Origin of the sequence: Streptomyces pactum (genome assembly GCF_016031615.1) — a bacterium.
Lineage (GTDB): Bacteria > Actinomycetota > Actinomycetes > Streptomycetales > Streptomycetaceae > Streptomyces > Streptomyces pactus.
In genome coordinates, this window is the sequence record NZ_JACYXC010000001.1 from 5,942,533 (window position 1) to 5,969,443 (window position 26,911).

Genomic DNA, 26,911 nt, shown 5'->3' on the forward strand with positions numbered 1-26,911 from the left:
GCCGCACGGACCTGCGCCGCACCGGCCCCCGCCGACCGGGCCTTCCCCGCACCGGCCGCCGCCGTACGGGCCCGCGCCGGCGGCGGAATCCGGTAAGGACTGCCCGCAGACAGCACCCTCCTACATGTTGTTTAATTGCAAATCGCTCGCAACAGCATGGGATCTTCATGAAGGGTGTGGCCGGGATGACCACCGGATCCGTACGGGGTATCACCGCCGTGGCGCTCGCCGCCGCGCTCGCCGTGGCCGCCACGGCCTGCTCCAACCCGGGCGGCGCCGACGGCGCCGGCTCCGGCGGCAAGGACTCCGCGGTCGTGGGCATCGCCTACGAGCCGGACACGCTCAACCCGCTCCTGGGCTACGGCAAGGACGGCAACTCCAAGATCTTCGACGGGCTGCTGGCCCTCGACGAGAACATGCGCCTGCGGCCCGCGCTCGCCGCCGAGCTGCCCACCGTGAGCGAGGACGGACGCACCTACACCTACCGGCTCCGCGAGGGCGTCACCTTCAGCGACGGCAAGCCCTTCACCGCCGAGGACGTCGTGTACACCTACACGACCATCCTGGACGAGAAGACCAACAACCCCTCCAAGGGCGAACTCGACGCGATAGCCTCCGTCACCGCGCGCGACCCGCACACCGTGGTGTTCACCCTCAAGTACCCCTACGCGCCGTTCGCCGAGCGGACCGTGCTGCCCATCGTCCCCGAGCACATCCTGTCCGGGCAGGACGTCAACTCCGGTGACTTCTCCACGCACCCGGTCGGCACCGGCCCGTACCTGCTCACCCAGTGGTCCCGCGGCGAGAAGCTCACCTTCAAGGCCAACCCCCGCTACTGGGGCGGCGCGCCGGCGGTGAAGAAGTTCACCATGGCGATCATCAAGGACGACGACGTCCGCGCCACCCGGCTGAGCGCCGGTGACCTCGACGGCGCCATCCTGCCGCCGGCCCTCGCCCGCGGCTTCGCCGACGAGGACGGCAGGAAGACCTACACCGCCACCACCTACGACTACCGCACCGTCACCCTCCCCACCCACAACAAGGTCACCGGCGACCTGGCGATCCGCCGCGCCCTGGACGTCGCGGTGGACCGGCAGGCGATGGTGGACAAGATCCTCGACGGCGCCGGGAAGCCCGCCTACGGGCCGGTGCCCACCGACAGCCCCTGGTTCGCCAAGGGCACCGAGCGCCGCCACGACCCGGTCCGCGCGGAGAAGATCCTCGACGAGGCCGGCTGGAAGCGCGGCAAGGACGGCATCCGGGTGAAGAACGGCGTCCGCGCCGCCTTCCCGCTGTGGTACCTCGCCGGGGACCGGCTCCGCCAGGACCACGCCCTGGCCTACGCCTCCGACGCCAAGAAGGCCGGCATCGACATCACCACCCAGGCCGGCACCTGGGAGGTCATCGAGCCCCGGATGAAGCAGGACGCGGTGCTGGCCGGCGGCGGCGCGCCCGCCGACCCCGACTTCGACCAGTACACCCTGCTCAAGTCGGACCTCGCCGGGGACGGCTTCAACAACATGGCCTGGTACGACAACCCCACGGTGGACAAGGCCCTGGAGGACGGCCGCCGCAGCGGCGACAAGGCCGCCCGCAAGGCCGCCTACGACACCATCCAGCGCGAGCTGCTGAAGAACCCCGGCTACACCTTCCTCACCCACATCGACCACGTCTACGTCCTCGCCGACCGCTGGCAGGGCCTGACCACCCAGGTCGAGCCGCACGACCACGGCCTGGCCTCCGGGCCCTGGTGGAACGTCGAGGACTGGAAGCCGAAGAAGTGACCCGTCCGCTGCCCTGGGGGGCGATGGCCCGGCTGGCCGGGCGGCGGCTGCTGCTCGCCGTCCCGGTCCTGCTCACCGTCTCCTTCGCCGTCTTCGCGGTCGCCGAGGCGTCCCCGTTCGACCCGGTCAAGGCGTACGCCGGCACCGCCGGGCTCACCGCCAGCCAGGAGAACCTCGACCAGCTCCGCGCCAACCTGGGCGTGGACGAGCCGTTCACCACCCGCTGGTGGAACTGGCTCGGCTCGGCCCTCACCGGCGACCTGGGCGACTCCAGCGTGATGCGCCGCCCGGTCGCCGACGTCATCGGCGAGCGGCTGGGCTGGTCGGTGCTGCTCGCCGCCACCGCCTTCGCCCTCGCCATCGTGCTGGGCACCTGCCTGGGCGTGCTCGCCGCCCGCCGGCGCGGCGGCTGGCTGGACCGGCTCACCACCGGCGCCGCCTACACCCTGGAGGCGGTGCCCGCCTTCTGGCTGGGCCTGCTCGCCATCTGGCTGTTCGCCCTGGAACTGGACACCCTCCCGGCCGGCGGCCTCACCGACACCGCCAGCACCACCGTCACCTTCGGCGAGGTCGCCGAACACCTGGTGCTGCCGGCCACCGTGCTCGCCCTCACCCAGCTGCCCTGGTTCTTCCTCTACGTCCGGCAGGGCGTCGCCGACGCCCTGGACGAGGACCCGGTGCGCGGCGCCCGCGCCCGCGGCCTGGGCGAGCGCACCGTCCTCCTCGGCCACGCGCTGCGCTCGGGCATGCTGCCGGTGCTCACCCTCATCGGCTCCCGCATCCCCGAACTCATCACCGGCGCCCTGCTGGTGGAGACCGTCTTCAGCTGGCCGGGCATCGCCGCCGCCACCGTGGAGGCGGCCACCGCGGTGGACTTCCCGCTGCTGGCCGCGCTCACCGTGCTGGCCACCGCCGCCGTCCTGCTCGGCAACCTCCTCGCGGACCTGCTGTACGGGCTCGCCGACCCCAGGGTGGGATTCGATGGCTGAACCACTGGAGACCGCGGACCGCCGGGCCCGGCTGCGGCTGTGGCTGAGCGGCACCATCGTGGCCGCGGTGGCGCTCGCCGTGCTGCTGGTCCCGCCGCTGGTCCAGCTCGACCAGCAGTCGGTGGACCTGTCCGCCAAGCTCCTCCCGCCGTCCTGGGAGCACCCCTTCGGCACCGACCACGTCGGCCGCGACCTGCTGCTGCGCTGCGTCTACGGGCTGCGCGTGTCGCTCCTGGTCGGGGTGGTCGCCGCGCTCGCCGCGACGGTGGTGGGCACCGCGGTGGGCGCCGCCGCCGGCGCCCTCGGCGGCTGGGCGGACCGGCTGCTGATGCGGCTGGTGGACGCCTTCAGCTCGGTGCCCCACCTGCTGCTGGGCATCTTCATCGTGGCCATGTTCCGGCCCGGGGTGTGGCCGGTGGTGGTCTCGGTGGCGCTCACCCACTGGCTGTCCACCGCCCGCATCATCCGCTCCGAGGTGCTCTCCCAGCGAACCCGGCCGCACATCGACGCCGCGATCTCCGGCGGCGCCTCGCGGTGGCGGGTGACCGTACGCCACCTGGTGCCCGCCGTGCTGCCACAGGCAGGGCTGGCCGCCGTGCTGATGATCCCGCACGCCATGTGGCACGAGTCCGCCCTCTCCTTCCTGGGCCTGGGCCTGCCCACCCACCAGGCCAGCCTCGGCAACCTGGTGCAGACCGGCCGCGGCTCGCTGCTGGCCGGGGACTGGTGGCCCACCCTCTTCCCCGGCCTCTTCCTCGTCATCCCCACCCTGGCGTTCGCCGGCCTCGCCGGTGTCTGGCGCGACCGGCTCAACCCGCGCCGCCGATCGGAGCTGACGCTGTGACCACGACCACCCCCGTGCTCTCGGTGCGCGGCCTGACCGTCGGCTTCCGGATGCCCGGCGGCCGGCGGATCGCCGCCGTCACCGACGCCACCTTCGACCTCGCCCCCGGCGAGTGCCTGGCCCTGGTCGGCGAGAGCGGCTGCGGCAAGTCGGTCCTCGCCTCCGCGCTGCTGGGCCTGCTGCCCCGCAACGCCACGGTGTCCGGATCGGCGCTGCTGTACGGGGCCGGCGCCGCGTCCGCCGGAACGGTCCCCACCGGGACCGCCGAGGCCGCCGAGGCCGTCGAGGCCACCGGGACCGCACAGGCCCCCCGACCGGGCCCGGACCCGGCCGGCGGTGCGGTCATCGACCTGGTGACCGCCGGCGAGCGGGACCTCGCCCGCACCGTACGCGGCCGCCGGGTCGGACTGGTGCCGCAGAGCCCGGCCGCCCACCTGACCCCGGTGCGCACCGTCCGCGCCCACCTGTACGAGACGCTGCGCGCACTGCGCGGCACCGGCCGCCGGGAGCTGCCCGCCGCCGCCGAGGACGCGGCCGGCCGCGCCGCCTTCCCCGCCGACCACCTCGACCGGTACCCGCACGAGCTGTCCGGCGGCCTCGCCCAGCGCGCCGCCACCGCGCTGGCGCTCATCGGCGACGCCCCGCTGCTCCTGGCCGACGAGCCGACCACCGGCCTCGACCGCGACCTGGTGACCCGCACCGTGGACGAGCTGCGCCGCCACACCGACGACGGCCGCGCCCTGCTGCTCATCACCCACGACCTCGCCGCCGCCGAGCGCATCGCCGACCGGGTGGCGGTGATGTACGCCGGCCGGATCGTGGAACTCGGCCCCGCCGGGGCCTTCTTCGGCAGCCCCGGCCCCCGCCACCCCTACGCCCGGGGACTGCTGAACGCCCTGCCGGACCGGGACTTCACCCCGATCCCCGGGATGCCGCCGGAGCTGGGGGACCTCCCGGCCGGCTGCGCCTTCGCGCCCCGCTGCGCCCGGGCCGGTGCCGGGTGCGCCGATGCCCCGCCCGCCCTCGACGGGGGCGTCGCCTGTCTCCACCCGCACTCCGACGACCAGGTGGCCGCCCGTGCTTGAACTCCACGCAGTCACCGCCGGATACGGCCGCGGCGCGCCGGCCGTCCGGGGCGCCACCCTCACCGTCACGCCCGGCGAGTCGGTCGGCCTGCTCGGGCCCAGCGGCTGCGGCAAGTCCACCCTGGCCCGAATCGCCGCCCTGCTGCACCGCCCGGAGTCCGGGACCGTCCGGCTGGACGGCACCACCGTCACCCGCTGGCGCCACCGCGCCCCCCGCGAGCTGCGCACCGCCGTCGGGGTGGTCTTCCAGTCCCCACGGCTGTCCGCCGACCCCCGCCTCACCCTCGGCGACCTGATCGCCGAGCCGCTGCGCGCCACCGGCCGCCGCGACCTGGTGGCCGAGCGGGTGCCCGCGCTCGCGCACGACGTGGGCCTGGGCGAGGACCTGCTGGAGCGCCGCCCCCACCAGGTCAGCGACGGCCAGCTGCAACGGGCCTGCGTCGCCCGGGCGCTGGTGCTGCGGCCCCGCTGGCTGGTGTGCGACGAGATGACCTCCATGCTGGACGCGTCCACCACCGCCGCGCTGGTCGCCGCCGTGGAGGACTACCGCCGCGAGCACGGCGCCGGCCTGCTCGCGGTCAGCCACGACGCGGTGCTGCTGAACCGCTGGTGCGACCGCACCCTGCACTGGCGCGAGGTGGTCCCCGCCGCCTGAGCGCGCGGATCAGGGGGCGGTGGTCTGCCCCTCGTAGGCGAGCAGCAGGACCAGCGCGAGGAGGCCGGCCGCGGCGAGGACGGCGGCGAGCAGCCGCCCGCCGCGCACGGCGTACGCCAGGAGCGGGTGCCGTTCGCGCAGCCCCACCGGCCGCCGGTGCCGGGCCGGCGTCATGGCGTCCCGTCGTGGCGGCGCAGGTTCTCCCTGATGGTGTCGCTGGAGGCCACCGCCTCGGCGAGGCTGATCGACTGCGCGGTCCGCCGCAACTCGTCGAGGACCCGGCCGAAGTCGTTGACCAGTGACAGGGCGGAGGCGGGTGACATGGACAGCGTGACGTCCGCGACGTGCCGGGTGCCGGTGGGATACGCGCGCTTGAGCCACAGGGGGACGTTCACGTTGCCCGTCGCCTCGTCCAGGTGCGGGGTGCTGCTGGGGATCAGGTCCACCTGCCAGCCCATGTGACCGCTCATCGGTAGTGCCTCCAGAGGTGCGTGTTTCCGCCGATGGGAAGCACACGGCGACCCCCGGAGCCGCGCGGGCCCGTCGGAAGGGATTCCAGCCGGGGGTCACCGTGTGTGCGGATATGGTTACGCGCCGACGGATAGGCTGGGAAGGCATTCAGTTTTCGACTTCCTCGTAAAGTTGGGGGACCTCTCTGCGATGCCGAACCGGAAGCCGTTGGACCCGACGTCCAGTCCGTATGCGTACGTGGGGGCCACGCTCCGCGACTTCCGCGAACGCGCCGGCCTTCAGCAGGGCGAGCTGGGCAGGCTGGTGCACGTCAGCACCACGTACATCAGCCAGTTGGAGACGGCGGCCCGCCGCATGGACGCGCCGCTCGTGGAGCGACTCGACCGCGCGCTGAAGGCCGACGGAAAGTTCGTCGAGGTCTACCGGATGGCCGTCAACAGCGAACGGCAGCGGCCGGTTGCCGACTACTTCAAGTTCGTGGCAGAGCTGGAGCCGAAGGCCCGCCGCATCGACAGGTACGGGGCCGGTCTGTTCCCGGGACTGCTCCAGACGCCGGCGTACGCGTCGGCGATCACGCGGGCCTGGAACCCCTTCCGGACGGACGAGGAGGTGGACAGCCTCGTTCAGGAGCGGCTGCGGCGGGCGCAGATACTGGACCGCCCGGAGCGTCCGGAGTTCCTGGCCGTGGTCGATGAGGTGGCCCTGCGGAAGCCCATCGGCGGGCCCGGGGTCATGCGGGAGCAACTGCTGCACGTGGCTGAGCGCATCAGGGCTCGGCAGGCGGTGGTGCAGGTGCTGGAGACAAGAAGCGGGGCGCACCCGCTCCTGGCCGGGCAACTGGTCATCATGTCCTTCGCCGACGCACCGCCGGTCGCCTATGTCGAAGCTCCTTTCACCGGCAGCGTATTGGAGGCACCGGAGACTGTCGCCGCGGCCCAACTGGCCTACCATCTGACCAGCGCCGCCGCTCTGCCTCCGGAGGCGTCCCTGGAACTGATCGAGGCGGTGGCGGAGGAGTTCAGGCCATGAGCGAAGCCCCCCAGGACCTGTCGGCGGCTGTCTGGCGGAAGTCCACGTACAGCGACGGCAACGGCGGTGAGTGCGTCGAGGTCGCGGACGGCTTTCCGGGCCTCGTGCCGGTGCGGGACAGCAAGGACCCGGCGGGCCCGGTGCTGGTGTTCCCGGCCGCGTCGTGGCAGGCGTTCGTCGACTGGGCCAAGGCTCAGCGGGTCTGACGTCGGTTTCTCGGGGCTCGGCCCCGGACGTCGGCGGTTTCATGGTCGGTTGGCCGTGCACGCAGGCGTCCGCCGGGCAGTGAAAGGGGGAGGGGCCAGAAGGCTTCGACGCGGTGGCAGAGGAGTACACGACATGAGTGCAGCACCCGACCTCGCGAAGGACGTCTGGCGGAAGTCCACGTACAGCGGCGGCAACGGCGGGCAGTGCGTCGAGGTGGCACGCAACCTCGCTTCCGCTTCGGGCCTCGTGCCGGTGCGGGACAGCAAGGACCCGGAGGGCCCGATGCTGGTGTTCCCGGCCGCGTCGTGGCAGGCGTTCATCGACTGGGCAAAGGCTCAGCGGGTCTGAACCCGCCCTGCCCGGGCCGAGGCCCAGGCGGTCCGAGTCCGCCCTGCCGGGCGGAACAGGCGCCCGGCCCGAGGCGCGTTGCCCCGGGCCGGGGCCACGTCAGCCGGCGTCCGGCCTCACCGTGCGGAACAGCGTGAGCCACTGCGCCGGGCTCGCGAAGGCGACCACCGTGTCCTGTGCGAGCCCGGCCCGGCGGAAGCCCTCCGTGAGGCGGCGGGCCGGGACCGCGCGGCGCAGCGAGGCGAACAGCGTGCCGCCGGTGCCGGAGAAGCCCAGCTCCACCAGGTCCCGGTAGGCGGCGCGGGCCGGGGCGCCCTCGATCAGCGGCCGGGCACGGCGCTCCAGCCGCAGGATCCCGGAGTCCACCCTCGGCACCGGGCGGAAGGCCTGCCGCCCCACCCGGCCGCACATCCGCCACTCGAACTCCGGCCAGCTGCGCACCGTCAGCAGGCTCCAGCGGCCGTAACCGCCGGTGCGCTTGCGGGCGTACTCCAGCTGGGTCAGCAGGGTCGCCGAGGTGAGCCGCGGCGCCCGCAGGCACCAGGCGACGATGTCCGCGGTGCGCCCGTACGGCACGTTGGCGGCCACCGCGAACGGCACCCGCGGCGGCCGTGCGGCGAGGAAGTCCTGGTGGACCACGCGCACCTGCGGCCGGTCGGCGAACCGGGCGCGCAGCCCCGGGACCAGATGGCGGTCGATCTCGTAGGCGAGGAGTTCCCGGCAGTGCGGGGCGAGCGCCTCGGTGAGGGCGCCTTGCCCGGCGCCGACCTCGATCAGCAGTCCGTCCGGCCGCGGGCGGGCCGCGCGGACCAGCCGGGCGACGGCGGCGGGGTCGGCGAGGAAGTTCTGGGACAGGGTGCGACGTGCCAGGTCGCGGTCGGTGTGTCGGGGGTCGTGCGGGAAGGGTCGGTGACGGGCCACAGCCGGCGGTCCTTGTCGGAGAAGCCGGTCGGGCGGCAGTACGGGATCACACCCCGGGGCCGAGGGGCCGCGGGGGGGAGGGGAGCCAGGCCCTGCCGCCCGTCCGGAACGGATGGTTGCGGACTGACGGGGGCCCTGGCACGGGCACGGTCGCGGCAGCGCGGGGCGGAGCCCCGCACGGCGGGAGACGGAGCGGACCGTCGGAAGGAAGGTGAGGATCGCGGTCCGTCAGGAGGTGGGCGCGTCCGGGCCGGCCAGGGCACCGGGGCCACGCCGCGGGCGGCGGGTGGACGTGAAGCAGGCGTGCGCACGCGCGGCCCGGGCGAAGCCACGGGTGTTGACGCGGGTGAACACGCCGATGCAGGAACCGCCCACCGTCGGACTCCTCACAAGCGGGCGCGGTGGCGGGCGCCGTACGGGGCCCGGCCGCGCGATCGGGTACGCGAACCTGCCGCCCACCTCGCCGGTGCGCGACGGGACCGACCGTACGGAGCGGGCCGGCCGTACCGCAACGGGTTTTCCTCGCCGCCGCCGAGGGACGCGGGCCACGGCGGGCACACGGCGGCGGGCCCCGGAGACCTGGGTCTCCGGGGCCCGCCGCCCGTGGCCGGTCCGGCCCGCCCCCCCGGCGGGCCGGACGGTGCGTCACATTCGCACGTGCTCCGGGCGGTAGCCGTCCACCGCCCCGTACGGCCCCGGCGCCGGTGCGGCCGGTGCGGCCGGCGCGACCTGCTCGTCGTGGGTGAGGTCCGGGAGCCACCGCAGCCACCGCGGCAGGTACCAGTTCCGGTCGTCCAGCAGGGTCATCGCGGCCGGCAGCAGCACCCCGCGGATCACCGTGGCGTCGATGAGCACCGCGGCGGCCAGACCGACACCCATCTGCTTCATGCTCTGCATGGAGAGCGTCCCGAAGATCGCGAACACCGCGACCATGATGACGGCGGCGCTGGTGACCACGCCCGCGGTGGTGACCACCCCGTGCACCACCGCGTCCTTGGTGGTCCGCCCGGCCAGCTTGGCCTCCCGGATCCGGGAGACCACGAACACGTGGTAGTCCATGCTGAGGCCGAAGAGGATCACGAAGAGGAACAGCGGCAGCCAGGCCACCACCGCGCCCACCCCCTCGGCGCCCACCAGACCGGCGCCCCAGCCGTGCTGGAAGACGGCGGTGAGGATGCCGTACGCGGCGCCCACCGACAGCAGGTTGAGCACGATGGCGGTGGCCGCGATGGTCAGCGAGCGGAACGACATCAGCATCAGCAGGAAGGCGAAGACCACCACGAAGGCGAAGACCGGCACGATCGCCGCCCCGATCTTGTCGGCGAAGTCCTTGGAGGAGGCGGTGGAACCACCGATCGGCGCCTCCACACCGTCGAGTCCGCCGAACGCCGCCGGGCGCACCTCGTCGCGCAGGATGTCCAGGCTCTTCTCGCTCTTCGCCTCGTCCGAGCCGCCGACCAGCGGCACCTCGATCACCGCGACGTTCTGCCGGTCGTGCACGGTCACCTCGACCGGGCCCTTGGAGGCGCCCTTGGCGACGGCCTGGTCGCGGAACTTCTCGATCGCGGCCCGCACCGGCGCGGAGCCGATGTCGTCCGCCCGGACCACCACACGGGCCGGGTCGGGACCGCCCGGGAACGCCTCGTTCATCCGCTCGTACGCCGCGACGATCGGCATCGAGCTGTCGAACTCCTGGTCCAGCTTGAGGTTGGCGGTGTTCATGCCCACCGCCGGGGCGGCCAGCAGCACCAGCGCGCCGCCGGCGACGGCCAGGGAGAGCTTGGGCCGGCGCAGCACCCGGCGCAGCACCGCGCGCCAGAAGCGGCTCTCGCCGTTGCCGCCGGACCCGCCGCGCCCCTTCTTGATCCGGGCCAGGAACGGCACCCGGCCCTTCTCGACGCGCTCGCCCAGCAGCGACAGCAGCGCCGGCAGCACGGTGACCGAGCCGACCACCGCGACCGCCACCACCATCAAGGTGGCCAGGCCCATCGCCTTGAAGTCGGCGACACCGGTGAACAGCAGCCCGGCCATCGCCACGATCACGGTGAAGCCGGAGACCAGGATGGCGTGCCCGGAGGTGGCGGAGGCGATCCGCAGGGCCGTCGCCGCGTCCCGGCCCGCGGCCCGCTCCTCGCGCTCCCGCCGCAGGTAGAACAGGCAGTAGTCGACACCGACGGCCAGACCGACCAGCAGCATCACGGAGTTGGCGGTGTCGCTCATGTGCACCAGGTGGCTGACCACGGCCACCAGCCCGGTGGTGGCGATGAACGCGGTCATGGCCAGGACCACCGGCAGCAGCGCGGCCACCAGGGCGCCGAAGGCGATCAGCAGGATGCCCAGGGCGACCGGCAGCGCGGAGAACTCCGCCTGCTGGAAGTCGTCACCGAACGCGTCGTTGAACGCCTTGTCGCCGCTGGCGTCGCCGAACTGCTCGACGCGCAGCGCCGGGTGCTGGTCCTGCGCCTTCTCCACCGCGTCCAGGACCGGCTGCACGCGGTCGGCGGCGGTGTCCTCCTCGCCGCGCATCTCGAACTGGACCAGGGCCGAGCGCCGGTCGGCGGATATCGCGTCCGAGGTGTACGGGGAGGTCACCGCGGTGACCTCCCCGGTGGCCTCCACGGCCCGGGTCACCGACTCCACCGCGGCGCGGAAGTCCCGGTCGTCCGCGGTGGGTCCGCCGCGCTCCCGGGTCTGGACGAGCACCGTCTCCGAGGCCGGGCTGCTGATCCCCGCCTCGTCGAGGATCTTGGAGATGCGGCCGGTCTCCCCGGGGATCGCCTCGCTGTCCGTCACGTCCACCCGGCCGGCCATCGAGCCGGCCGCCACCGCGAGGATGACGAAGAGAACCCATCCCCCGACCGCCAGCCAGCGGTGCCTGGCGCTCCAGCCACCCGCCCGGGCGGCGAGCCCCTTCGGTCTGTCATGCCTGCTCACGCGGCCTGTGTGCGCCACGGCGCCGTCTCCTTCTGCTGCGCGGCGACCCCGTGCCGCCATCCGTCCATGACGCTATGGGGCACGGCCGCGGCGGCCCATCGTGCTGGCCGGTGAATCCGGGGAGGGGCATCTCCACCCGCAGGAGGGGGGTTATCCCTACCTCCCCGGACGGCGGCCCCCTACACGTAAAGGGACATCGGCCGGTTCAGGGGGTACGGGCCGCTTTTCCGCTTTACCGGTGTTCACCGGGATTTGTATTTACGAAAGGAAGTTGCGTATGTCACACCCCGGCCCAGATCTTTGAATTGAGCCCGTCAATCGGTCAGGGTTTCGAACCAACCGGGTGCGGTTCCGCCCGGGGGCCGTTCCGGCGGCCCGTCAGCTCGACAACCCCCCACAACCCCCCACACCTCACGAGGAGGAACCCTCGTCATGGCAACTCACAAGCGTGCCGGCAAGCGGAAGACGGCGATGGCCATCGGCGCCGCCGCGGCGGTGACCGCCGGCGTCTTCGTCGCCCTGCCCGCCGGTGCCTCGACCCCCACCGAGGGCACCGTGTACGGCACCCAGTCCAAGGACGCGATCGACGGCAGCTACATCGTGCTGCTCAAGGGCGGAAAGTCCGTCAAGGCCGCGGCCGAGGGCAAGGACCTGGCCAAGGAGTACGGCGGCACGCTGCGCCGCACCTACGACTCGGCGGTCAACGGCTTCTCGGCGAGCGGCCTGAGCGACACCGAGGCCCGCCGCCTGGCGGCCGACCCGGCGGTGGCGAAGGTCGTCCAGAACCACCGGTTCACCATCGACGCCACCCAGGAGAACCCGCCGTCGTGGGGCCTGGACCGGGTGGACCAGACCGACACCCAGGGCGACAGCTCCTACACCTACCCCGACACCGCCGGCGAGGGCGTCACCGCGTACGTCATCGACACCGGGGTGCGGGTGACCCACAAGGACTTCGAGGGCCGCGCCGTCTCCGGCTTCGACGCCGTGGACAACGACAACGACGCCGACGACGGCAACGGCCACGGCACCCACGTGGCGGGCACCATCGCCGGCGCCGAGCACGGGATCGCCAAGAAGGCGAAGATCGTCGCGGTGCGCGTCCTGGACGACCAGGGCTCCGGCACCACCGAGCAGGTCGTCGCGGGCATCGACTGGGTCACCGAGAACCACCAGGGCCCGTCCGTCGCCAACATGAGCCTGGGCGGCGGCGCCGACGAGGCGCTGGACGCCGCGGTGCGGAAGGCCATCGCCTCGGGCGTCACCTTCGGCGTGGCGGCCGGCAACGAGTCCACCGACGCCGGCCAGGGCTCCCCGGCCCGGGTGCCGGAGGCCATCACCGTCGCCTCCAGCACCAAGGACGACGCCCAGTCGGACTTCTCCAACTACGGCCAGGTCGTGGACCTCTACGCCCCGGGCTCGGACATCACCTCCACCTGGAACGACAGCGACGAGGGCACCAAGACCATCTCCGGCACCTCGATGGCCACCCCGCACGTGGTGGGCGCCGCCGCCGTCTACCTCAGCGGCCACCAGGACGCCACCCCCGAGCAGGTGGCGGCCGCGCTGGTCGGTGGCGCCACGCCCGACAAGATCAGCAACCCCGGTGCGGGCACCCCGAACAAGCTGCTCAAGATAGTCGAGTAGCGGGGAGGTCCCGCACCACCCGGCCGGCCGCCGTGCCCGCCCCCACGGGGCACGGCGGCCGGCCGCCGTGCGTGCGGGGTGCGGTGCGTGCCGGGTGCGGTCGCCGGGTGCCGGTGGGCGGGCGGGTACGCGCCGGCGTCGGGTGCCGGTGGGCGGGCGGGTGCGCGTACCGCCCGCCGTAACTGGTGGCCGGAGCAACCCCCTCGGCCCTTGGGGCACCCGGCCGTCGCGTGCCACGCTCGGGGCATGAGCGAGTACACCTGGGCCTCGGCCCACGACGCACCCGTGAAGGAACTGTTCCCCGGCATCCGGCTGCGCCCGCTGTGGGCGGGCGAGAACGGTGCCACCGCGCACGTACTGGAGATGGATCCGGGCAGCAGCTGGGAGGGGGTGGACGTCCACGAGCCCGGTCCGGAGGAGGTGTTCGTGGTCTCCGGTGTCTTCAACGACGGCGAACGCGACTACCCGGCCGGCTCCTTCATCCACGCCCCGGCCGGCTCGTCCCACGTGCCGCAGACCACCACCGGCTGCACCCTCTTCGTGTTCTACCCCGAGGGCTGAGGCCCCGCCGGGGCGGCGGCGGGTGCCGGGGCGGCGCACCCCGTACCGGCACCCGCACCGGGCACCCGTACCGGCACCCGCCCCGGCGCCCGTACCGGCCACCCGCCCCGGCGGCCGAGTGGCCCAGTCCTCCGGCCGCCCATTGGCCCGCACCCGCGGGCCACCCGCCGGATACGCTCGCGATCATGACCGAGCACACCGCCGCGCCCTGCGGCCGTCCGCCCCTCGGACCGCCGACCCCGCCACCGCCACCCCCGACCACCACCCCGGCCACCGCCGATACCGCCACCACCACCCCGGTGCCCCGGGTCGACTTCTACTTCGACCCCATCTGCCCGTTCGCCTGGATCACCTCCCGGTGGATCCTGGAGGTGGCCCGCCAGCGCGAACTCCGGCTCCGGTTCCGGGTGATGAGCCTGTCGGTGCTCAACGAGGGCCGGGAAAACCTGCCGCAGCGCTACCAGGAGCTGCTGGAGCGCGGCTGGGGGCCGGTGCGGGTGTGCGTCGCCGCCGCCGAGCAGCACGGCGAGGAGGTGCTGGGCGACCTCTACACCGCCCTGGGCACCCGTCTCCACGTGCGCGGTGAGGAGGACATGGAGGCGGTGATCAGGGAGGCGCTCGCCGAGACCGGACTGCCCGCGGAACTGGCCGGCGCGGCCACCGGCACCGCCTACGACGAGGCGCTGCGGCGCAGCCACCACGAGGGAATGGACCCGGTGGGGGAGGACGTGGGTACACCGACCCTGCACATCGACGGCGTCGCCTTCTTCGGGCCGGTCCTCACCGCCGTGCCCAGGGGCGAGGACGCGCTGCGGATCTTCGAGGGCGTCCGGCTGCTGGCGGGCTACCCGAAATTCTTCGAACTCAAGCGGACCCGCACCGGGGACCTCGACTTCGGCTGAGCCGCCCGGCGCGGGCGTACGCCCGGCAGCCGCCCGGTCGCGTGGCCCGGGCGTCCGGACCGTCGGACGGCCGTCCCACCGGACGCGGCGGAACCGGGCGCAAAAACCCGGAACCGGGCACCGAACCCGGAACCGGGCGCCGGCCCCGGGGTCAGGCGACGAGGGCGGGCCGCCGGGCGGCGGCCTCCTCGTACCGCCGCACCACCAGCCGGGCCAGTTCGGGGGCCGCGCCCAGCACCCCGGCCAGTACGTCGGCGCCCGCCGCCTTGGCCCCGCGGGCGATGCGGTCCGGCAGCCGGCCGGGCGCGATGACGTAGGGGGCCACGGCCACCCGGGGGCAGCCGGCCGCCCGCAGGGCGCGCACCGCGTCCTCGGTGCGCGGGCCGGAGGCGGAGGCGAACGCGGGTCGCACGGCGCACCAACCGGTGAGCCGCCACTCCCGCGCGATGTCAGCGATCACCGCGTTCGCCTCCGGATCGGAGGAGCCCGCCGAGGCCAGTACGACCCCGGTCCGGGCCCGCTCGCCGGGGCGCACCCCGGCCAGGGCCAGCCGCCGCTCCAGGGCGGCGGTCAGCAGCGGCGACGGCCCCAGCACCGCCGCCTGACGGACCGTCAGCCACGGGTGGCGTGCGGTGGCCTCCCGCAGCGCCGCCGGGATGTCGGCCTTGGCGTGGAAGGCCCGGGTGAGCAGCAGCGGCACTGCCACCACTTCCCGCTCCGGGCCGGCGCCGGCCGGCCCGGAGCCCCGTACGGACGCCACCTCGGCCGCCAGGCGGGAGAGCACGGCGGACACCGAGGGCGGGTTGAAGTCCAGGAACGCCGTCTCCACCCGCAGCCCCGGCCGCAGCGACCGCACCCGCTCGGTGAGCGCGGTGACGGTCGCCGCGTGCCGCGGGTCGCGGCTGCCGTGCGCGACGAGCAGCAGCGCCGGGCCGGCGGAGGCGGGCGTCTGCACGGGGGAGGACATCCGCGGGGGCCTCAGCGGACCGCGCCGATCAGGCCGCGGCTGCGCAGCACCCGGCGCTCCAGCGGGGCGAACACCAGCAGTTCGATGGCGATGCCGACGACCAGGATGAGCATGATGCCCAGCAGCACCCCGGCCATGTCGGAGTTGTTCCGCTGGTTCTCCAGGTACTGGCCCAGCCCCAGCCCCAGGTCGGGCGACTTGACGATGATCTCGGCCGCCATCAGCGAGCGCCAGGCGAATGCCCAGCCCTGCTTGAGCCCGGCGACGTAACCCGGCAGCGCCGCGGGCAGCAGCACGTGCCGGGCGTTGCTCAGCCCGCTGGCCCCCAGCGTCCGGCCCGCCCGCAGGAACAGCGGCGGCACCTGGTCGACGCCGGAGACCAGACCGTTGGTGATGGACGGCACCGCGCCGAGCAGGATCACCGCGTACATCATCTGGTCGTTCAGTCCGAGCCAGATCACCGCCGGCGGCACCCAGGCCACCGACGGCAGCGACTGCAGACCCGACAGGATCGGTCCGATGGCCGCCCGGACGAACTTCACCCGGGCCACGATCAGCCCCAGCGGCGTGGCGATCGCCAGGGCCATCAGGAAGCCGAACATGCCGCGCGAGACGCTCGTCCAGACGATGTCCAGCAGCTCGCCCTCCAGCCACAGCCGGCGCAGCGCCTGCCACACCAGCGACGGGTCGGGCAGCTTGTAGTCGTCGGTGACCTCGGCCACCACCAGTGCCTTCCAGATCCCGAGCACCAGCAGGACCGCCACCACCGGCGGCAGCACCTTCTGCAGCAGGACCTGGGTGACCGGGGCGCGGCGGCGCACCTGGACGGCGTCGAGCGCGTCGAGACCGGCCTCCAGACCGGCCAGGTCCTGCCCGGGGCGGTCCTTGCCCCGGCGGTCCTTCCCGGCACCCCGGTCCGGGGCCGCCGGGGCGTCGGGAGCCGCCGGGGCGTCCGGGCCGCGGGTGCCGGCGGCTTCCTCCGGCGTGTCCCCCGGCCGCTCGGCGGCGGGCGCCGTGGCCACGGCCTCACCGGCCGTCCCCGGCGTACCGGTGGCGGGGAGCGGCTGCTCGCCGCCGGTCTCAGTGCTGGCCATGGCGGCGGATCTCCCTACGCAGTTCCTCGGTGATCTCCACGGACAGGTCGGCGACCTCCGCGTCCTCGATGCGGCGCGGCTGCGGGATGTCCACCGTCCACTCCCGGACCACCCGGCCCGGGCGGGAGGAGAGCAGCACCACCCGCTGGGCGAGCCGGACCGCCTCCCGGACGTTGTGCGTGACGAAGAGGATCGAGACCCCCGTCTCGCTCCAGATCCGGGTGAGTTCGCCGTGCAGCACGTCCCGGGTGATGGCGTCCAGCGCCGCGAACGGCTCGTCCATCAGCAGCACGTCGGACGCCTGCGCCAGCGCGCGGGCCAGCGCCACCCGCTGCCGCATGCCGCCGGACAGCTCGTGCACCCGCTTGCCGTATGCGCCGCCCAGTCGCACCAGCTCCAGCAGCCGCTCGGCCTCCGGGCGGCGCTCGGCGCGCGGCACCTTCCGCAGCCGCAGCGCCAGCTCCACGTTCCGGCCGGCCGTCAGCCAGGGGAACAGGGCGTGCTCCTGGAACATCAGGGCCGGCCGGCGGCCGGGCACCTCGATCCGGCCTGCGGTCGGCCGGTCCAGCCCGGCCACCAGGTTCAGCAGCGTGGACTTGCCGCACCCGGAGGCGCCGAGCAGGCAGACGAACTCGCCCGGCCGCACGTCGAGGGTGATGTCCTCCAGGACCGGCGGCGCGGAGCCGGGCCGGCCGAAGGACTTGTGGACCTGGCCGATCCGGACGGCGACGGGGGCACCCGCCGGGCCGCCGCCGGGCTCCGGACCCCGCCCCGGGGCGCCACCTGTGCCGGCCTTCGCGGTCGTCAGTGCCGGGGACATCCGGTCACCTCCTGGTGAGTTGGGTGGGCGTTGCTCGGACGGGTCACTGCCGGCCCAGACCGGCCGCGGAGACGGTCGGCCGGCCCTCGGCGCGGAGCACCTTGTTCAGCAGGCGCAGGTCGTAGATGCCGGCCAGGTCGGGCTCTTCGAGCAGCCCCGCCTGCACCGCGTGCTCCGCCTGGCTGTCCAGGGTGGCCGCCAGCGGGTCGTCGATGACCTGGATGCTCTCCCACGCCGGGTCCACCACCTCGGTGGGCAGCGGCTTGCCGGTCAGCTCGGCGAGCGCGGCGTTGGCGTCCGCCTTGGCCCGGTCGGGGTTGTCCTTGATCCACCGGTTGGTCTTCACCGAGCCGCGGAGCACGGCCTCCACGACGTCCGGGTGCTCCTCCAGGAAGGACTGCTTGACGATCACGTTGGTGATCACGAACTTCTCGTCCGGCCACAGCGCGCTCTCGTCCAGCAGCACCTTCGCGCCCTCGGCGACCAGCTTGGAGGCGGTCGGCTCCGGCACCCAGGCGCCGTCGATGGAGCCGGACTTGTAGGCGTCGGGGGTCACCTTGTTGTCGGTGCGCACCACCGACACGTCGCCCTTGCCGCTCTGCGCGTCCACCTTCCAGCCGCGCTCCTTGACCCAGTTGAGGAAGGCCACGTCCTGGGTGTTGCCCAGCTGCGGGGTGGCGATCTTCTTGCCCTTGACGTCGTCCAGCTTCTTGATCTTCGCCGGGTTGACGACCAGCTTCACGCCGCCGGAGGCGGACCCGGAGATGATGCGGAGGTTCTTGCCGTGCGACTTCACATAGCCGTTGATGGAGGGGGAGGGGCCGATCCAGCCGATGTCGATGGAGCCGGCGTTGAGCGCCTCGATCTCCGACGGCCCGGCGTTGAAGGTGTAGGGCTTGATCTCGGTGCCGCCCAGCTCCTTCTGGATGATGCCGCCGTCCTTGAGGCCGACCAGCGCGGTGGCGTGGGTGAGGTTGGCGAAGTAGCCGATCTTCACCTCGTCCAGGCCGTCGATCTTCTCGCCGGTGACCTCGGTCCGCTTCTCGTCGTCCTTCTCGGAGCCGTAGCCGCAGGCGCCGAGCGCGCTGATCAGCAGTGGAAGCGCGGCGTCAGCACGCACATCGCGCGACCCCTCCGTGACCGCTGCCGAGGGCGCCGCTGCCGACCCGGCCGCCCTCCTTCGCGAAGGTCGAGTACGCGTCACCGGTCATCAGAAGTCCCACCCCTCGTCGTCCGCCGCCGGTGCGGTGGTGGTGGCGGCGAACGCCTCGCCCGCCATGCCGGCCGCCAGCGTGGTGCCGTCGGCCGGGTCGATCAGCAGGAAGGAGCCGGTGCGCCGGGAGTCGGCGTAGGCGTCCAGCGCCAGCGGCTCGGCGGTGCGGACCCGGACCCGGCCGATGTCGTTGGCGACCAACTGCCCGGGCTCCGGGTGCTGGGAGAGGTCGTCCAGGGTGAGCCGGGACGGGATCTCCTTCACGATCGCCTTGACCGTGCGGGTGGTGTGCTTGAGCAGCACCCGCCGCCCCACGGTGAGCGGTTCGTCCGCGACGTGGCAGACCGTCGCCTCCACGTCCTGGGTGGTGGCCGGCGCGGCGGCGGCCGGCGCGATCAGGTCGCCGCGCGAGACGTCCAGGTCGTCGGCGAGCCGCAGGGTCACCGACTGCGGCGCCCAGGCGACGTCCACGCTCCGCCCGAGCGCGTCGATCCCCGCGATGGTGCTGGTCCGGCCGGACGGCAGCACCGTCACCGGCTCGCCGACCCGCAGCACCCCGGAGGCGATCTGGCCGGCGTAGCCGCGGTAGTCGGGGTGCTCGGCGGTCTGCGGGCGGATCACGTACTGCACCGGGAAGCGCGCCGGGCAGGCCGCCAGGTCGTGGCTGACCGGCACCGTCTCCAGGTGTTCCAGCACGGTGGGGCCGCCGTACCAGTCCATGTGGGCGCTGGGCTCCACCACGTTGTCGCCGGCGAGCGCGGAGATCGGGATCGCGGTGATCTCCGGGACGCCCAGGGCGGAGGCGTAGGCGGTGAACTCCTCGGCGATGGCGGCGAACACCGGCTCGGCGTAGTCCACCAGGTCCATCTTGTTCACCGCCAGCACCACGTGCGGCACCCGCAGCAGGGCGGCGACCGCGGCGTGCCGGCGGGTCTGCTCCACCACGCCGTTCCGGGCGTCCACCAGCACCACGGCCAGCTCGGCGGTGGAGGCGCCGGTGACCATGTTCCGGGTGTACTGCACGTGGCCGGGGGTGTCGGCGAGGATGAACCGCCGCCGCGGCGTGGCGAAGTAGCGGTAGGCGACGTCGATGGTGATGCCCTGCTCGCGCTCGGCGCGCAGCCCGTCGGTGAGCAGCGCCAGGTCCGGCGCCTGCTGGCCGCGGCTGCGGGAGGCGTGCTCCACCGCCTCCAGCTGGTCGGCGAGGACCGACTTGGAGTCGTGCAGCAGCCGGCCCACCAGGGTGGACTTGCCGTCGTCGACGGACCCGGCGGTGGCGAAGCGCAGCAGGGTGGTGGCGGACAGCGGTCCGGACAGGTGCTCGGTGGTGCTGGTCATGGCTAGAAGTACCCCTCGCGCTTGCGGTCTTCCATCGCGGCCTCGGACAGCTTGTCGTCGGCCCGGGTGGCGCCCCGCTCGGTCAGCCGGGAGGCGGCGATCTCGGCGATCACGGCCTGCAGCGTGGTGGCGTCGGAGTCCACCGCGCCGGTGCAGGACATGTCGCCGACCGTGCGGTAGCGGACCAGCCGCTTCTCGACCGTCTCGCCCTCCTTCGGGCCGCCCCAGTCGCCGGCGGTCAGCCACATGCCGTTGCGCCGGAACACCTCGCGCTCGTGCGCGAAGTAGATCTCCGGCAGCTCGATGCGCTCCCGCTCGATGTACTGCCACACGTCCAGTTCGGTCCAGTTGGACAGCGGGAAGACCCGGACGTGCTCGCCGGGCGCGTGCCGCCCGTTGTACAGCTGCCACAGCTCCGGGCGCTGCCGGCGCGGGTCCCACTGTGAGAACTCGTCGCGCAGCGAGAACACCCGCTCCTTGGCGCGCGCCTTCTCCTCGTCGCGCCGCCCGCCGCCGAAGACCGCGTCGAACCGGTGCTGCTGGATCGCCTCGGTCAGCGGCACCGTCTGCAGCGGGTTGCGGGTGCCGTCCGGGCGCTCGCGGAGCTTCCCGGCGTCGATGTACTCCTGCACCGAGGCCACGTGCAGCCGCAGCCGGTGCCGGGCCACCGTGCGGTCGCGGTAGGCGAGGACCTCGGGGAAGTTGTGCCCGGTGTCCACGTGCAGCAGCGCGAAGGGCACCGGCGCCGGGGCGAACGCCTTGAGCGCCAGGTGGAGCATGACGATGGAGTCCTTGCCGCCGGAGAACAGCAGCACCGGACGCTCGAACTCGCCCGCCACCTCGCGGAAGATGTGGACCGCCTCGGACTCCAGGGCGTCCAGGTGGGACAGCGCGTAGGGGCTGTCGGCGCCCCCGCCCGCGGTGGCCGGCGTCATATCAGGCCCCTCTCGGTGAGCAGCGCGTGCAGCGCCGACGCGGACTCCGGAACCGTCTGCCGGTGCGACTCGATCCGCAGGTCGGGGGCGTCCGGGGCCTCGTAGGGGTCGTCCACCCCGGTCAGCCCGGAGATCTCCCCGGCCGCCTGCTTGGCGTACAGGCCCTTCACGTCGCGCACCGAGCACACCTCGACCGGGGTGGCGACGTGCACCTCCAGGTACGGGGTGCCCTCCGCCCGGTGCCGGTCGCGCACCGCCGCGCGGCTGTCCGCGTAGGGGGCGATCACCGGCACCAGGGTCAGCACCCCGTTGCGGGCCAGCAGTTCGGCGACGAAGCCGATCCGCTGCACGTTGGTGTCCCGGTCCTCGCGGCTGAACCCGAGCCCGGCGGAGAGGAAGGTGCGGATCTCGTCACCGTCCAGCACCTCCACCCGGTGTCCTTCCGCGCGCAGCCGTTCGGCCAGCGCGCGGGCGATGGTGGTCTTGCCCGCGCTCGGCAGACCGGTGAGCCATACCGTGGCGCCCGTCATCCTCTGCTTCCCGTCCTCACCGTGCCCGCTCGGGGCGTGTCCCGGGCTCCCCGGGAGCGTGTCCGTGGTCATGTGTGCAGTCCGCACTCGGTCTTGCCGCGTCCCGCCCAGCGGCCGGCCCGGGCGTCCTCGCCGGCCAGCACCCGCCGGGTGCAGGGGGCGCAGCCCACCGAGGCGTAGCCGTCCATCAGCAGCGGGTTGGTCAGCACCCCGTGCTCGGCGACGTAGGCGTCCACGTCGGCCTGCGTCCAGCGGGCGATGGGGGAGACCTTCACCTTGCCGCGCCGGGCGTCCCACCCCACCACCGGGGTCCCCGCCCGGGTGGGCGACTCGTCCCGGCGCAGCCCGGTCGCCCAGGCGTCGTAGCGGGCCAGCCCTTCCTCCAGCGGCGCGACCTTCCGCAGCGCGCAGCACCGGTCCGGGTCCCGGTCGTGCAGCTTCGGCCCGTACTCGGCGTCCTGCTCGGCGACGGTCTGCCGCGGGGTCAGCGTGATGACGTTGACGTCCATCACCGCGGCCACCGCGTCCCGGGTGCCGATGGTCTCGGGGAAGTGGTAGCCGGTGTCGAGGAAGACCACGTCCACGCCGGGCATGGCGCGCGAGGCCAGGTGGGCCACGACCGCGTCCTCCATGGAGGAGGTCACGCAGAAGCGCTCCCCGAAGGTGGCGGCGGCCCACGCCAGGATCTCCTGGGCGGAGGCGTCCTCCAGCTCCCGCCCGGCCCGCTCGGCCAGTTCCCGCAGCTCGTCCGCGGTCCGTTCGGCCGTCGTCGTCATCGCCTGTCCCCCACGGTGTCGTCGTGCCGGGGTCCCGGGGCCAGCAGGCCCAGGAACGTCAGCTGGAAGGCCCGGCTGCACCCCGCGCACTCCCACGCGGTGCGCGCCTGTTCGCCGGGCCGCAAATCCTCCTCGCCGCAGTACGGGCAGAAGAAGGGGGCCGCGCGTTCGCTCACCGGGTGCCTCCCGCGGTGCCGGTGCCGGTGCCGGTGCCGGTGCCCGGGCCGGCCGTGGCGGTGGCGGTGCCGGCCGTCGCGCCGGCGGTGGCGCGGGTGCCGGTGGCCGTGGTGTCCCGGGCGGTCACGACAGCGCCTCCTCGGGGGCGCGGGCGACCCAGGCGGCGAACCGCTCGCCGTCGGTGCGCTGCTCCTGGAAGCGCTTCAGCAGCCGCTCGACGTAGTCGGGCAGTTCGTCGGCGGTCACCTTCAGGCCGCGTACCTTGCGGCCGAAGCCCGCCTCCAGGCCGAGCGCGCCGCCCAGGTGCACCTGGTAGCCCTCGACCTGGTTGCCGGCGTCGTCCAGCACCAGCTGGCCCTTGAGACCGATGTCGGCGACCTGGATGCGGGCGCAGGCGTTGGGGCAGCCGTTGAGGTTGATGGTCAGCGGCTCGTCGAAGGCCGGCAGCCGGCGCTCCAGCTCGTCGATGAGGGCGGCGCCGCGCCCCTTGGTCTCCACGATCGCCAGCTTGCAGAACTCGATGCCGGTGCAGGCCATGGTGCCGCGCCGGAACGGCGAGGGGCTGACCCGCAGGTCCAGCGCCTCCAGCGCGGACACCAGCGAGGGGACCTGCTCCTCGGCCACGTCCAGCACCAGCATCTTCTGCTCGGCGGTGGTCCGCAGCCGTCCCGAGCCGTGCTCCTCCGCCAGCTCGGCGATCTTGGTGAGGGTCGCGCCGTCCACCCGGCCCACGCGCGGGGCGAAGCCGACGTAGAACCGGCCGTCCCGCTGCCGGTGCACCCCGACGTGGTCGCGCCAGCGCGCCGGCGGCTGGGCGGGCGCCGGGCCGTCGGCCAGCTGCCGCTTGAGGTACTCGTCCTGGAGCACCCGGCGGAACTTCTCCGAGCCCCAGTCGGCCACCAGGAACTTCAGCCGGGCGCGGTTGCGCAGCCGCCGGTAGCCGTAGTCGCGGAAGATGCCGATGACGCCCTCGAAGACGTCCGGGACGTCCTCCAGCGGCACCCAGGCGCCCAGCCGGACGCCGAGCTTGGGGTTGGTGGACAGCCCGCCGCCGACCCACAGGTCGAAACCGGGCCCCAGCTCGGGGTGTTCGACGCCGACGAACGCCACGTCGTTGATCTCGTGCGCCACGTCCAGCAGCGGCGAACCGGAGATCGCCGTCTTGAACTTGCGCGGCAGGTTGGAGTACGCGGGGTTGCCCACCACCCGGCGGTGGATCTCCTCGACGGCCGGGGTGCCGTCGACGATCTCGTCCTCGGCGATCCCGGCGACCGGGGAGCCGAGGATGACGCGCGGGGTGTCACCGCAGGCCTCGGTGGTGGACAGGCCCACCGCCTCCAGCCGGCGCCAGATCTCGGGCACGTCCTCGATGCGGATCCAGTGGTACTGGATGTTCTGCCGGTCGGTGATGTCGGCGGTGCCGCGGGCGAACTCCTGGGAGATCTCGCCGATCACGCGCAGTTGCGCGGTCGTCAGCCGGCCGCCGTCGATGCGGACCCGGAGCATGAAGAACTCGTCGTCCAGCTCCTCCGGCGCCAGAACCGCCGTCTTCCCGCCGTCGATCCCGGGCTTGCGCTGGGTGTACAGCCCCCACCAGCGCATCCGGCCGCGCAGGTCGCTGGGGTCGATCGAGTCGAACCCGGCCTTGGAGTAGATCGTCTCAATGCGTGTCCGAACATTGAGACCGTCGTCGTCCTTCTTGAACTGCTCGTTGCCGTTCAGGGGCGTGAAGTGACCCACGGCCCACTGGCCCTCGCCACGGTGGCGCCCGGTCTTGCGGCGGGGCGCGTCCTGGGCGGCGTGGGCACCCGAGGCCGAGGACTGGGAGCGTTCATCGGTGGCGGCCATGGTGGTCTGTGTCCTTCGGGTGCGGCGTGGCATGCGGCAGGTCAGCGCTGACGACACCGCCGCTGACCTGCTCGGACGCAGCCGGCAGCGGGGCGTGGCGGATGTCGGGGACAGCGGGGAGGGAGGGTGTCGCGAGTGCGCGTCCACGGCGGCGGGGACGGCGGGGCGTGCGGTGGCTGGGAGAGATCAGCCGACCGGACAGATGGCGCTGGACGTGCGGCCGTGGTCGACGTGACGCCGACTCACCAAGGAGATTCCAGCTCTGGACATGACGGAAAGCGTGGCACGGCGGTCTTGCGCCAGTCCACCGTCTTCCACTATTTGGATGATTCTGTCTTGATTATTGAGACGTTGTGGGGTTGGTCACTTCTGTCGCGCGGGTCTTGCGTATCCGTCCGTCCGGTATGCGGCCGTTGTGTGTGCGGGGTGTCCGGCATGCGGGCCGTCCGGGGCCGGCCGAGCGGGGCCGGCTGTCCGGGGCCGGCTGTCCGGTGGGGGCGGCTCCGGGCCGGCCGTCCGGTCACGGGCCGACCCGGACGCCGATCGTCCGCCGGGCGGGCCGTCCGGGCCCGGGTCCTCCGGCGTACGGGCCGTCCGGGAGGCGGCGCGTCCGGGAGGCGCGCGTCGCGCCGCGGGGCGCGGTTCAGCCCGGGGCGGCCCGGTTCAGCCCGGGTGCGGCCCGGTCCTGGTGTCGTACAGCCGGAACCCGCGCCGCTGGTAGTTCGCCATCGCGTACGGGCCGTCCAGACTGCAGGTGTGCACCCACACCCGGCGGGTGGGCTTCCGGTCCGGCCACCGCTGGGCCAGGTCCCACGCCCTGGCGGTACCGACGCTCAGCAGGTGACCGCCGATCCGGCGGCCCCGGAAGGCGGGCAGCAGGCCGAAGTAGGCGATCTCCACCACCCCGTCGTCCTGCCCCTCCAGCTCGATGTAGCCGGCCGGGGTGCCCCGCTCGTACGCCACCCAGGTCTCGGTCCCCGGGCGCTCCACGGTCTCCCGCCAGCGCTCGGGCGGCCACGGCAGCCGGTCGGTCCAGTCGATGTCGGCGCCGACCGCGGTGTAGAGGAAGCGGCTGAACTCCGCGCTGGGGATCTCCGCGCGGACCACCCGCACCCCGGCCGGGGCCGGCGGCTCCGGTGCCGGGCTGAGGTCCCCGGGCGCGGTCTGTTCCAGATACCAGGTGGTCAGCGGCGTGCTCATGGCCCCCAGCCAATCACGCCCGCCGGGCCGCCACGATCGCGGGTGCGGTGGAGAACGGCAGCAGCTCCCCGGGCGTCCGGGGCCGCAGCACCTCCACCCGCACCCCGTCCGCGAACCGGTACGGCCGGTGGGCCAGCACCCCGCCCAGGGTCCGCCGCAGCCGGGACATCTCCGCCCGCACCGTGACCGTCCGCGCCGGATCGCCGAACAGGTCCGCCGCCAGCTGCGCCGCGCTGCGCCCGGCCGGGTGCAGCGCCAGCACCAGCAGCAGTTCGGTGTGGCGCGGACTCAGCTCCTGCGTCCAGCTGCCGGCCGGGCCGGACACCCGGACGCTCCACGAACGGGCCCCGCTCACGTCCAGCACCAGCTGGCCGGGCTCGGCCGCCTCCCCGGACCCCACCCGCACCAGCCAGCCTCCCGGCAGCGGCTCCAGGGTGCACCGGCCCAGCGCGGGCAGCCAGGTGGGTCCGGGCCGCGGGGTCCGGGGCAGCGTCACCCGGTCCGGCGGGGTGGTCCCGGTCGCCGCCGCCGGCCACCCGGCCCCGTCCACCGCCAGCGCGGTCCCCTCCAGCCGCGCCAGCACCGGCGCCGCGACCGCCCGCAGCCGCTCCAGGGACGACCAGTGCCGGGCCCGCAGCTCCCCCTCGGCCAGCTGGGCCACCGCCGTCACCAGCGGCAGCGTCGCGGGGTGGGCGCTGGCCACCGGGCCGGTCACGTTCACCGCGCCCAGCAGCCGGCCGTCCCGCGGGTCGTGCAGCGGGGCCGCGGCGCACACCAGGGCCCGCAGGGTGCGCACGTAGTGTTCCTCGGCGTGCACCTGCACCGGGCGCCGGGTGACCAGGGCGGTACCGATGCCGTTGGTGCCGACCGTCTCCTCGCCCCAGTAGGCGCCCTCGTGGAGGTCCAGCCGCTCGGCCCGGCGGCGCACCGCGGGGCTGCCGTCCTGCCACAGCACCCAGCCGTCGGCGTCGGTGACGACCAGGACGTGCCGGTCGTCCTCGATCACCGGCCGCAGGCCCTCGCGCAGCCGGGGCATCAGCTCGGCCAGCGGGGAGCCGTGCCGCCGGTGGGCGAGCTGCTCCGCGGTCAGCGCGCGGGCCGACCGGCCCCGCTCGGGGTCCACACCGCCGGCCAGCGCCCGCCGCCAGGACTCGGCGATCACCGGTCGCGCCGGCGGCACGGACGGTATGGTCCGCTCCTTGGATCTGAGGTTCACGCACCCATGGTGCCGCCGCCCGGGAGGCCACCGGGCCACCATCGGCAAGATCGGTTGCAACGCGCCGCAACGTTTGCGGCACGCCCCGGCCGCGCCCGACAGTGGGGGCCGCGAGCGGGGGGTGGCGCCGAGTCGGCGCGGCACCACCCTTCGCCACGCGCTCCGCCGGACCCCCGGGCCGCCTCCCCTGCTCCCCGGGCCGGCCGGACGCCCCGCCCGGTGCCGCCGGGCCGTCACGTGATCCCGCGCCACGCCGGGCCGCTCCCGGACCGCTCCCGGAGCCCGCCCCGGCCGTGCGGCGCGGCGGGTACCCCCGGCCCGGCGTGGCGGCCCGCGCCGCCCGGGGACGACGGGACGGGCGTCCCGGCCCGCGCAGGGGCGGACGCCGCCGTGCCCTCCCGTGCGCCGCCCGGTCGCCAC

29 protein-coding genes are annotated in these 26,911 nt (G+C 74.1%); 11 read left to right on the forward strand and 18 right to left on the reverse strand.

Annotation, left to right across the window (positions count from 1 at the left end; genetic code table 11):
- Positions 1-185 precede the first annotated feature (185 nt).
- The 5 genes from IHE55_RS23350 to IHE55_RS23370 are packed head-to-tail and all read left to right on the forward strand — an operon-like array spanning position 186 to position 5,357.
- Positions 186-1,784 carry an ABC transporter substrate-binding protein gene (locus IHE55_RS23350; protein WP_197990816.1) on the forward strand — a complete coding sequence of 533 codons (1,599 nt, stop codon included), beginning with the start codon at positions 186-188 and terminating at the stop codon, positions 1,782-1,784.
- A 23-nt stretch (positions 1,785-1,807) separates the two neighbouring features.
- A complete protein-coding gene (locus IHE55_RS23355; RefSeq protein ID WP_197992193.1) occupies positions 1,808-2,773 on the forward strand; it encodes an ABC transporter permease in 966 nt (321 codons plus the stop codon).
- Complete coding sequence (locus IHE55_RS23360; RefSeq protein ID WP_197990817.1) at positions 2,766-3,617, forward strand: ABC transporter permease; 852 nt, start codon at positions 2,766-2,768, stop codon at positions 3,615-3,617. Before IHE55_RS23355 ends, IHE55_RS23360 begins: the two co-directional genes overlap by 8 nt.
- Positions 3,599-4,702 carry an ABC transporter ATP-binding protein gene (locus tag IHE55_RS23365; RefSeq protein ID WP_372442778.1) on the forward strand — a complete coding sequence of 368 codons (1,104 nt, stop codon included), beginning with the start codon at positions 3,599-3,601 and terminating at the stop codon, positions 4,700-4,702. The genes IHE55_RS23360 and IHE55_RS23365 overlap by 19 nt, the downstream gene beginning before the upstream one ends.
- Positions 4,695-5,357 carry an ABC transporter ATP-binding protein gene (locus IHE55_RS23370; protein ID WP_197990818.1) on the forward strand — a complete coding sequence of 221 codons (663 nt, stop codon included), beginning with the start codon at positions 4,695-4,697 and terminating at the stop codon, positions 5,355-5,357. The genes IHE55_RS23365 and IHE55_RS23370 overlap by 8 nt, the downstream gene beginning before the upstream one ends.
- 9 nt (positions 5,358-5,366) lie before the next feature.
- On the opposite strand, the gene IHE55_RS23375 is transcribed toward IHE55_RS23370, so the two are convergent.
- Together IHE55_RS23375 and IHE55_RS23380 are read right to left on the reverse strand one after the other, a co-directional pair.
- Positions 5,367-5,531, reverse strand: a complete 165-nt coding sequence (locus tag IHE55_RS23375; RefSeq protein WP_197990819.1) for a hypothetical protein — start codon at positions 5,529-5,531, stop codon at positions 5,367-5,369.
- Positions 5,528-5,827, reverse strand: a complete 300-nt coding sequence (locus IHE55_RS23380) for a hypothetical protein (protein WP_197990820.1) — start codon at positions 5,825-5,827, stop codon at positions 5,528-5,530. Before IHE55_RS23380 ends, IHE55_RS23375 begins: the two co-directional genes overlap by 4 nt.
- Before the next feature lie 238 nt (positions 5,828-6,065).
- On the opposite strand from IHE55_RS23380, the gene IHE55_RS23385 reads away from it, so the two are divergent.
- The 3 genes from IHE55_RS23385 to IHE55_RS23395 all read left to right on the forward strand — a co-directional run bounded on the left by IHE55_RS23385 (position 6,066) and on the right by IHE55_RS23395 (position 7,412).
- Positions 6,066-6,857, forward strand: a complete 792-nt coding sequence (locus IHE55_RS23385) for a helix-turn-helix domain-containing protein (RefSeq protein ID WP_197990821.1) — start codon at positions 6,066-6,068, stop codon at positions 6,855-6,857.
- Positions 6,854-7,063, forward strand: a complete 210-nt coding sequence (locus IHE55_RS23390; protein WP_197990822.1) for a DUF397 domain-containing protein — start codon at positions 6,854-6,856, stop codon at positions 7,061-7,063. The genes IHE55_RS23385 and IHE55_RS23390 overlap by 4 nt, the downstream gene beginning before the upstream one ends.
- Before the next feature lie 133 nt (positions 7,064-7,196).
- A complete protein-coding gene (locus IHE55_RS23395; RefSeq protein ID WP_197990823.1) occupies positions 7,197-7,412 on the forward strand; it encodes a DUF397 domain-containing protein in 216 nt (71 codons plus the stop codon).
- A 99-nt stretch (positions 7,413-7,511) separates the two neighbouring features.
- Here the strand turns inward: IHE55_RS23395 and erm are convergent, their stop codons facing one another.
- The 3 genes from erm to IHE55_RS23410 all read right to left on the reverse strand — a co-directional run bounded on the left by erm (position 7,512) and on the right by IHE55_RS23410 (position 11,327).
- Positions 7,512-8,282: an ErmE/ErmH/ErmO/ErmR family 23S rRNA (adenine(2058)-N(6))-methyltransferase gene (erm, locus tag IHE55_RS23400; RefSeq protein WP_232266738.1), complete on the reverse strand. Its 771-nt coding sequence runs from the start codon at positions 8,280-8,282 to the stop codon at positions 7,512-7,514.
- 279 nt (positions 8,283-8,561) lie between these two features.
- Entirely contained in the window at positions 8,562-8,708 is a 147-nt protein-coding gene (locus tag IHE55_RS23405; protein WP_197990825.1) for a hypothetical protein, read from the reverse strand.
- A 270-nt stretch (positions 8,709-8,978) separates the two neighbouring features.
- A complete protein-coding gene (locus IHE55_RS23410; RefSeq protein ID WP_197990826.1) occupies positions 8,979-11,327 on the reverse strand; it encodes an MMPL family transporter in 2,349 nt (782 codons plus the stop codon).
- Between the two features lie 372 nt (positions 11,328-11,699).
- On the opposite strand from IHE55_RS23410, the gene IHE55_RS23415 reads away from it, so the two are divergent.
- From IHE55_RS23415 to IHE55_RS23425, 3 genes are all read left to right on the forward strand, one after another.
- A complete protein-coding gene (locus IHE55_RS23415) occupies positions 11,700-12,914 on the forward strand; it encodes a S8 family peptidase (RefSeq protein ID WP_197990827.1) in 1,215 nt (404 codons plus the stop codon).
- 246 nt (positions 12,915-13,160) lie between these two features.
- On the forward strand, positions 13,161-13,475 hold the full coding sequence (locus IHE55_RS23420; protein WP_197990828.1) for a cupin domain-containing protein: 315 nt from the start codon (positions 13,161-13,163) through the stop codon (positions 13,473-13,475).
- 185 nt (positions 13,476-13,660) lie between these two features.
- Entirely contained in the window at positions 13,661-14,377 is a 717-nt protein-coding gene (locus tag IHE55_RS23425; RefSeq protein WP_197990829.1) for a mycothiol-dependent nitroreductase Rv2466c family protein, read from the forward strand.
- Positions 14,378-14,528: 151 nt separating this feature from the next.
- On the opposite strand, the gene IHE55_RS23430 is transcribed toward IHE55_RS23425, so the two are convergent.
- The 13 genes from IHE55_RS23430 to IHE55_RS23485 form a co-directional block, all read right to left on the reverse strand.
- Complete coding sequence (locus IHE55_RS23430) at positions 14,529-15,344, reverse strand: sirohydrochlorin chelatase (RefSeq protein WP_197990830.1); 816 nt, start codon at positions 15,342-15,344, stop codon at positions 14,529-14,531.
- Between the two features lie 11 nt (positions 15,345-15,355).
- Positions 15,356-16,438 (reverse strand): ABC transporter permease, encoded by a 1,083-nt coding sequence (locus IHE55_RS23435; protein ID WP_232265672.1) that lies wholly within the window; start codon positions 16,436-16,438, stop codon positions 15,356-15,358.
- The gene (locus IHE55_RS23440; RefSeq protein WP_197990831.1) at positions 16,425-17,258 is read right to left on the reverse strand and encodes an ABC transporter ATP-binding protein; all 834 of its coding nucleotides are present in this window, start codon (positions 17,256-17,258) and stop codon (positions 16,425-16,427) included. Before IHE55_RS23440 ends, IHE55_RS23435 begins: the two co-directional genes overlap by 14 nt.
- A gap of 43 nt (positions 17,259-17,301) precedes the next feature.
- Positions 17,302-18,378: an aliphatic sulfonate ABC transporter substrate-binding protein gene (locus tag IHE55_RS23445; protein WP_307826795.1), complete on the reverse strand. Its 1,077-nt coding sequence runs from the start codon at positions 18,376-18,378 to the stop codon at positions 17,302-17,304.
- Positions 18,379-18,468: 90 nt separating this feature from the next.
- The gene (locus tag IHE55_RS23450; RefSeq protein ID WP_197990833.1) at positions 18,469-19,809 is read right to left on the reverse strand and encodes a sulfate adenylyltransferase subunit 1; all 1,341 of its coding nucleotides are present in this window, start codon (positions 19,807-19,809) and stop codon (positions 18,469-18,471) included.
- 2 nt (positions 19,810-19,811) lie between these two features.
- The gene (cysD, locus tag IHE55_RS23455) at positions 19,812-20,744 is read right to left on the reverse strand and encodes a sulfate adenylyltransferase subunit CysD (RefSeq protein ID WP_197990834.1); all 933 of its coding nucleotides are present in this window, start codon (positions 20,742-20,744) and stop codon (positions 19,812-19,814) included.
- Entirely contained in the window at positions 20,741-21,274 is a 534-nt protein-coding gene (gene cysC, locus IHE55_RS23460; RefSeq protein WP_197990835.1) for an adenylyl-sulfate kinase, read from the reverse strand. Before cysC ends, cysD begins: the two co-directional genes overlap by 4 nt.
- Positions 21,275-21,342: 68 nt before the next feature.
- Positions 21,343-22,050, reverse strand: coding sequence for a phosphoadenylyl-sulfate reductase (locus IHE55_RS23465; protein ID WP_197990836.1), 708 nt, complete (start codon positions 22,048-22,050; stop codon positions 21,343-21,345).
- Positions 22,047-22,226 (reverse strand): eL43 family ribosomal protein, encoded by a 180-nt coding sequence (locus IHE55_RS23470; RefSeq protein WP_197990837.1) that lies wholly within the window; start codon positions 22,224-22,226, stop codon positions 22,047-22,049. Before IHE55_RS23470 ends, IHE55_RS23465 begins: the two co-directional genes overlap by 4 nt.
- On the reverse strand, positions 22,223-22,354 hold the full coding sequence (locus IHE55_RS32375; protein ID WP_269671500.1) for a hypothetical protein: 132 nt from the start codon (positions 22,352-22,354) through the stop codon (positions 22,223-22,225). Before IHE55_RS32375 ends, IHE55_RS23470 begins: the two co-directional genes overlap by 4 nt.
- Complete coding sequence (locus tag IHE55_RS23475) at positions 22,351-24,075, reverse strand: nitrite/sulfite reductase (RefSeq protein ID WP_197990838.1); 1,725 nt, start codon at positions 24,073-24,075, stop codon at positions 22,351-22,353. The genes IHE55_RS32375 and IHE55_RS23475 overlap by 4 nt, the downstream gene beginning before the upstream one ends.
- A 663-nt stretch (positions 24,076-24,738) precedes the next feature.
- Positions 24,739-25,275 (reverse strand): GNAT family N-acetyltransferase, encoded by a 537-nt coding sequence (locus IHE55_RS23480; RefSeq protein WP_197990839.1) that lies wholly within the window; start codon positions 25,273-25,275, stop codon positions 24,739-24,741.
- Between the two features lie 13 nt (positions 25,276-25,288).
- Positions 25,289-26,491, reverse strand: coding sequence for a helix-turn-helix domain-containing protein (locus IHE55_RS23485; protein WP_307826796.1), 1,203 nt, complete (start codon positions 26,489-26,491; stop codon positions 25,289-25,291).
- Positions 26,492-26,911 lie beyond the last annotated feature (420 nt).